Here is a 5715-nt window from a genome sequence, read left to right as displayed (position 1 = left end):
CTCCCCCCCCGGCACAGCGGCAGCGCGCACCGCCGCCGCGCCGAGGAGCTGCTCGTCGTCCCGGCGCAGCACCGCCTGGTGCACCCGGCGCAGTTCCGTGCCGGGGTCGACCCCGAGTTCGTCACGCAGCCGCCCGCGTAGGTCCTGATAGGCGCCGAGCGCCGCGGCCTGGCGCCCGCTGCCGTACAGGGCGCGCATCCACAGTGCCGCCAGCGACTCGTCGTACGGCTCGGAAGCGGACAGCGCGGCGAGGTCGTCCAGAGCCTCGGCGGACCGGCCGAGGCGCACCAGGCACTCCAGCCGCTCCTGCTGGAACGTGCGCTGCCGCTGCACCAGCCGCTGCCGCTCGCCCTGCGCGAACGGCCCCGGCAGCCCGGCCAGCGGCTCGCCTCTGGACAGGGTGCGCGCCTGGGAGAACCGGTCCAGTGCCGTGGCCAGGTCACCGGACGCCCGCGCCCGCTGGGCTTCGCCGATCCGCCCGGCCAGCTCCGCGACATCGAGCCGGGTCCCGTCGTTGACGAAGCGGTACCCGTCCCGGCCGCTGCGGATCACCGACGCCGACCGTCCGGCGCCCGCCGTGTCGAGGGCCTTGCGCAACTGGTAGATGTAGCTCGGGAGCACCCGGCGACCGGACCCCGGCGGCTGTGTGCCCCACACGTCGTCGAGCAACTGCTCATGGCTGACCAACAGGCCCGGACGCAGCACCAGTGCGGCCAGCACGGCCTGCCGCCGCACCGGCCCCAGGTCCAGGGGCGTCCCGTGCCACCAGGCCCGCACCGGACCCAGCACCGCGATCCGAAGCGGCTGCGGAGAGCCCCCGTCCATCCCGAAGCCTCCGGTCCGCGCATCATCGTGAATTCATCGGCATTTCAGCGCCTTCCGCGAGGGTTGGCAAGTCGGGACCGACCGACGTCGATGAGCAAGAGCGATACGGTGTGGGTCTCGCACCGCACGGCGTGCCGGTGCATCGCCTCCTTTCGCTCCTGCAGCGGAAGCGGTGCGTCCGCCAACCGACCGCCCCAGTCCCGGTCGTTGGTGCTCGCCGCCGGAGCGCGCCACGCCGTCCGCCGGTATCCCGCCCGAGCGGTACGACCTGCCCGAATGGCGCGCGGAGCCGGGTGGACGCCCCTTCCCGGAGGGCTGAACCGTCGGGGCAGGGGAGCGGCGCCGGGGGCGGGTTGGACCCGCGGATTCGTCTATCCGGGGGGTACTACGTGACATATGGGACATGAGTCCGTTGGTCAGGACCTCTGCTGCCTGTCCTGGGCGGAGAGCGTGGTCTGACCTTCATCCGTGAAAGGACTCGAAAGCATGTCGCGTATCGCGAAGGCGCTCATGATGACCGCCGTCACCGGGCTGGCCGTCACCAGTGCGGCCGGGGTCGCCTCGGCGAGCAGCGGAGCAGCCGGCAAGGCGGCCGGCTCGCCGGGCTTCATCTCCGGCAACGTCGGCCAGATGCCGATCCACATCCCGTTCAACTTCTGCGGGAACACCGGAAACTTCATCGCCGCCCTCAACCCGGCCTTCGGGAACCTGTGCGTCAACTCCGAGGGCAAGCACGGGCACCACAAGGAAGACCGCAAAGAGGAGCGCTGAGAACGACCCCTGGGCAGCATTCGTCCGGGGTGTTGTTCTCGTGTCTGATGTCGGTAAGTGACCGACGTTCCCTGCTGGTTCCCGACCGATCGGGCGCGTAGGGGCAGGACCCGCCTCAACCCCGGTGTACGTGATCACGTGAGTGTGCCCCGGGGATGTGGGCGAGAACCGTGAATGGGGCAAGGCCGCCTGGAGATGTCTCCAGGCGGCCTCTCTTCTGATCGCCGGGCGGGATGCGACAACGGTCGGCTATGCCCCGTCCGTCGGGAGGGGATCACTCGCGCTGTTCGTGCCCGAGTCGCGCGCCGCCCGCGCGCGCCGGTTCGACCCGGTGGGCCAGATCCTGATGGTCCTGGTGCTGGGGAGCGTCGTCTTCGCGATCATCGAGTCCCGGCAGTGGGGCTGGACTTCGCCGGTCATCCTCGGGCTGCTCGCCGTGGCCCTGCTCGGCGTGCTGGGCATCCTGGTCCACGAACCACGCCGCGTCGACCCGCTGTTGGAACTGCGCCTGTTCCGCAGCGTGCCGTTCAGCTCGGCGCTGCTGATGGCGCTCTTCGCGCTGTGCGGATTCGGCGCGTTCCTGTTCGTCACCCCTCAGTACCTTCAGGACGTGCGTGGTATGTCCGCGTTCACGGCCGGACTGTGCCTGCTCCCCGTCGGCGCGCTGGTGATCGTGTTCTCCCCTTTCACCGGCCGGCTGGTGGGCACGCGCGGTCCCAGGCTGCCGCTGCTGCTCGCCGGGGGAGCGCTGGCGCTGGGCGGCGCCGCGTCGCTCTGGCTCCGGCCGGCAACCCCGCTGCCGACCGTGCTCGCGGTCTACCTGCTGTTCGGCGTCTTCCTGAGCACCGTCAACCCGCCGATCACCAACACCGCGGTCTCCGGCATGCCCCGCTCGATGGCCGGGGTGGCCACCTCGCTTGCCTCCGCCGGCCGGCAGACCGGTACCACGCTGGGCGTCGCGATCTCCGGAGCGATCGTGGGGCCGACCGCGACCCGCGGTGGGACGGCGTTCGTCCGGGCGGCGCACGGGGTGTGGTGGCTGGTGCTCGGACTGGGCCTGGGGATCGCGGTCCTCGGACTGCTCAGCACCGGGCGCCGGTCCCGGGCCACCGCGGAGCGAGCGGCGGCGATGTTCGCGGAAGTGGACCGCGGCGGCGCGGCTCCGCGCACCGCCGCGGCCGGCCGACGGTGATCGACGAGCGGTACGGCGGCGGTCAGGAGCCGAGGGCGGCGCCTTGGTTCCGCAGTTCGCCCAGTGCCAGCCGCACCAGCGGATGACCTTCGCTGCCGCGCCGAACGGCGGTGAAGACCCGCCGGGTCGGGCGGTGGGCGCCGCCGACCGGGCGGATGACGACGCCGCCGAAGGCGATGCCGTGGAGCGCCGAACGGGGCACCAGCGCCACGCCCGCACCGGCGGCGACCAGGGCACACACGGCCCGGGAGTCGTCGGCCAGGCACTCCACCCGCGGCTGGAGACGAGCCTCCTCGCAGGCGCGCAGGACGACATCGTGCACCGGGTTACCGGGCCACGGCGTGATCCACGGCTCCTCGCCGAGGTCGGACAACTCCACGTCGGGGGCGTCGGCCAGCGGATGGCCGGACGGCAGCACGACGTCGAAGGGCTCCGCGTAGAGGGGCTCGCGCAGCAGTTGCTCGCCGCTGTGGCCGGGGGTGTCCCGGTGCTCCACCGCCAGGGCGATGTCGACCACTCCGTCGATCAGGAGCCGTCGGCTGGCGTGGCCCTCGGCGTCCTTCACCCGGATCCGCACCTGCGGAGCGCGCTCCCGCAGCGACGCCATCGCCGGGGCCACCACTTCGGTGATCGAACTCGCGAACGCGGCGATGGTCACCTCGCCCGCCAGGCCCGCCGAGCAGGCGGCCATATCGGCCTCCGCCTGTTCCAGCTGCGCGGCGATCCTCGTCGCGTGATCGGCCAGCACGGTGCCCGTCGGAGTCAGCCGGACGGTACGGCCGCGCCGCTCCAGCAGCGCGTGGCCGACCTCCGCCTCCAGCGCGGCGAGCTGCTGCGACGCCGCCGAGGGGGAGAGGTAGAGGGCATGTGCGGCGGCGGTGACGGTGCCGTGGTCGGCCAGCGCCCGCAGCACCCGGAGCCTACGTGGATCGATCACATCCGGCAGTACACCAGACGAACACCGCCCCTGTGAAGTAGAGCTTCACAGACGACCTTGGAAAACGCTGATGGACTTCACAGGGGTGGCACGACAAAGTGGTCTCCCGTGAAGACAACGGCAACGGCCTCCGCCGGCCCGGGACCGTGAGCTGACCCACACCCCCGTGCCCACGGGGCGAGCGGACAGCTGACGATCAAGACCCGGTGACGCGACCGCGGGGCACCGACCCCGGCGCGCGGCCCGCGGCCAGGGAGCTGTCCGGTGGAGCGCGGTCCGACCACGGATCCGGCGAGGTAGCGGCAGCTGCGGGCGCAGGCCCATCACGCAGCGCGGTCGCCCGGTCACCGTGGTGCGGTCCGTGCCCGCTCGGGGCGCCCATGCCATCCCCTTCGCCGTCCGCACCCCACCCCCTCCCCACCAAGGAATCCGCTGTGTCCATGACTGCCGGTCACCGCCGGGAACACGACCTGCTCGGCGACCGGGACGTGCCCGCCGACGCGTACTGGGGCGTGCACACCCTGCGCGCCGTCGAGAACTTCCCCATCACCGGTACGGCGATCTCCGGGTACCCGCATCTGATCGACGCGCTGGCCGCCGTGAAGGAGGCCGCGGCCCGCGCCAACGCCGAGCTGGGGCTGCTCGCCTCGGACCAGGCCGAGGCCATCGTCACCGCCTGCCGGGAGATCCAGGAAGGCCGCCTGCACGACCAGTTCGTCGTCGACGTCATCCAGGGCGGCGCCGGCACCTCGTCCAACATGAACGCCAACGAGGTCATCGCCAACCGGGCACTGGAACTGCTGGGCCACGACAAGGGCGACTACGCCCACCTGCACCCCAACGAACACGTCAACCTCAGCCAGTCCACCAACGACGTGTATCCGACGGCCGTCAAGGTCGCCACCATCATCGCCGTGCGCGAACTGCTCGACGCGATGACCGTGCTGCGCGACGCCTTCGCCACCAAGGCTGACGAGTTCCACGACATCCTCAAGATGGGCCGCACCCAGCTCCAGGACGCGGTCCCCATGACCCTGGGCCAGGAGTTCTCCGCCTACGCCGTCATGCTGGAGGAGGACCAGAGCCGGCTCGCCGAGGCCACCCAGCTCGTACACGAGATCAACCTCGGCGCCACCGCCATCGGCACCGGTCTCAACGCCCCCGCCGGCTATGCCGAAGCCGCCCGCCGCCACCTGGCCGCCATCACCGGACTGCCCCTGATCACCGCCGCCAACCTCGTCGAGGCCACCCAGGACTGCGGAGCCTTCGTCCACCTCTCCGGCGTCCTCAAGCGCATCGCCGTCAAGCTCTCCAAGAGCTGCAACGACCTGCGGCTGCTCTCCTCCGGCCCGCGCGCCGGACTCGCCGAGATCAACCTGCCGCCCGTGCAGGCGGGTTCGAGCATCATGCCCGGCAAGGTCAACCCCGTCATCCCCGAAGTCGTCAACCAGGTCGCCTTCGAGGTCATCGGCAACGACGTCACCATCACGATGGCCGCCGAAGCCGGCCAACTCCAGCTCAACGCCTTCGAACCGATCATCCTGCACTCCCTCTCGGAGAGCATCACCCACCTCGCGGCCGCCTGCCGCACCCTCGCCCACCGCTGCGTCGCCGGCATCACCGCCAACACCGAGACGCTGCGCACCACCGTCCAGAACTCCATCGGCCTGGTCACCGCCCTCAACCCGCACATCGGGTACACCGCGGCCACCGCCATCGCCCAGGAAGCCCTCACCACCGGGCGCGGCGTCGCCGAACTCGTCCTGGAGCACGGGCTGTTGCCCGAAGACCAACTCACCACCCTGCTACGCCCGGAGCACATCGCAGGGACAACCGCCTGATGCGCGGTCCGACCCCCGGTCCGACACCGGGTGCGGACCGGGCGCGAAGCAGTCACCACCCCTACCGACCAGCAGAGGAAGTCGGCCATGGCAACGGCGCCTAGCGTCTCGTATTCGATGACGGTGCGACTGGAAGTTCCCGCGAGCGG

At 71.4% G+C, this 5715-nt stretch carries 5 protein-coding genes; 3 read left to right on the top strand and 2 right to left on the bottom strand.

Annotated features, from left to right (window positions below; translation table 11 throughout):
• Positions 1–825: AfsR/SARP family transcriptional regulator (locus tag ACO1BR_RS41260; RefSeq protein ID WP_426800256.1), on the bottom strand; the 825-nt coding region annotated here is incomplete at its 3' end.
• 486 nt (positions 826–1311) lie between these two features.
• Here ACO1BR_RS41260 and ACO1BR_RS41255 point away from each other — a divergent pair.
• Together ACO1BR_RS41255 and ACO1BR_RS41250 are read left to right on the top strand one after the other, a co-directional pair.
• Positions 1312–1596 (top strand): chaplin, encoded by a 285-nt coding sequence (locus tag ACO1BR_RS41255; protein WP_426800255.1) that lies wholly within the window; start codon positions 1312–1314, stop codon positions 1594–1596.
• Positions 1597–1753: 157 nt separating this feature from the next.
• The gene (locus ACO1BR_RS41250) at positions 1754–2788 is read left to right on the top strand and encodes an MFS transporter (protein WP_426800254.1); all 1035 of its coding nucleotides are present in this window, start codon (positions 1754–1756) and stop codon (positions 2786–2788) included.
• Between the two features lie 22 nt (positions 2789–2810).
• On the opposite strand, the gene ACO1BR_RS41245 is transcribed toward ACO1BR_RS41250, so the two are convergent.
• The gene (locus ACO1BR_RS41245) at positions 2811–3725 is read right to left on the bottom strand and encodes a LysR family transcriptional regulator (RefSeq protein WP_426800253.1); all 915 of its coding nucleotides are present in this window, start codon (positions 3723–3725) and stop codon (positions 2811–2813) included.
• Between the two features lie 440 nt (positions 3726–4165).
• Here ACO1BR_RS41245 and aspA point away from each other — a divergent pair, with 440 nt between their 5' ends.
• A complete protein-coding gene (gene aspA, locus ACO1BR_RS41240; protein ID WP_426800252.1) occupies positions 4166–5566 on the top strand; it encodes an aspartate ammonia-lyase in 1401 nt (466 codons plus the stop codon).
• Positions 5567–5715 lie beyond the last annotated feature (149 nt).

Origin of the sequence: Streptomyces sp. YGL11-2 (assembly GCF_050054615.1) — a bacterium.
In the GTDB taxonomy this organism is placed as follows: Bacteria; Actinomycetota; Actinomycetes; order Streptomycetales; family Streptomycetaceae; genus Streptomyces.
The sequence above is the reverse complement of the archived record's forward strand: the minus strand, read 5'-3'. Positions and strand labels throughout refer to the sequence as shown.

Excerpts from the sequence above, each read along its gene's own strand:
- ACO1BR_RS41255 (WP_426800255.1), top strand. The coding sequence starts at position 1,312 with ATGTCGCGTATCGCGAAGGCGCTCATGATGACCGCCGTCACCGGGCTG.
- aspA (WP_426800252.1), top strand. The coding sequence starts at position 4,166 with ATGACTGCCGGTCACCGCCGGGAACACGACCTGCTCGGCGACCGGGAC.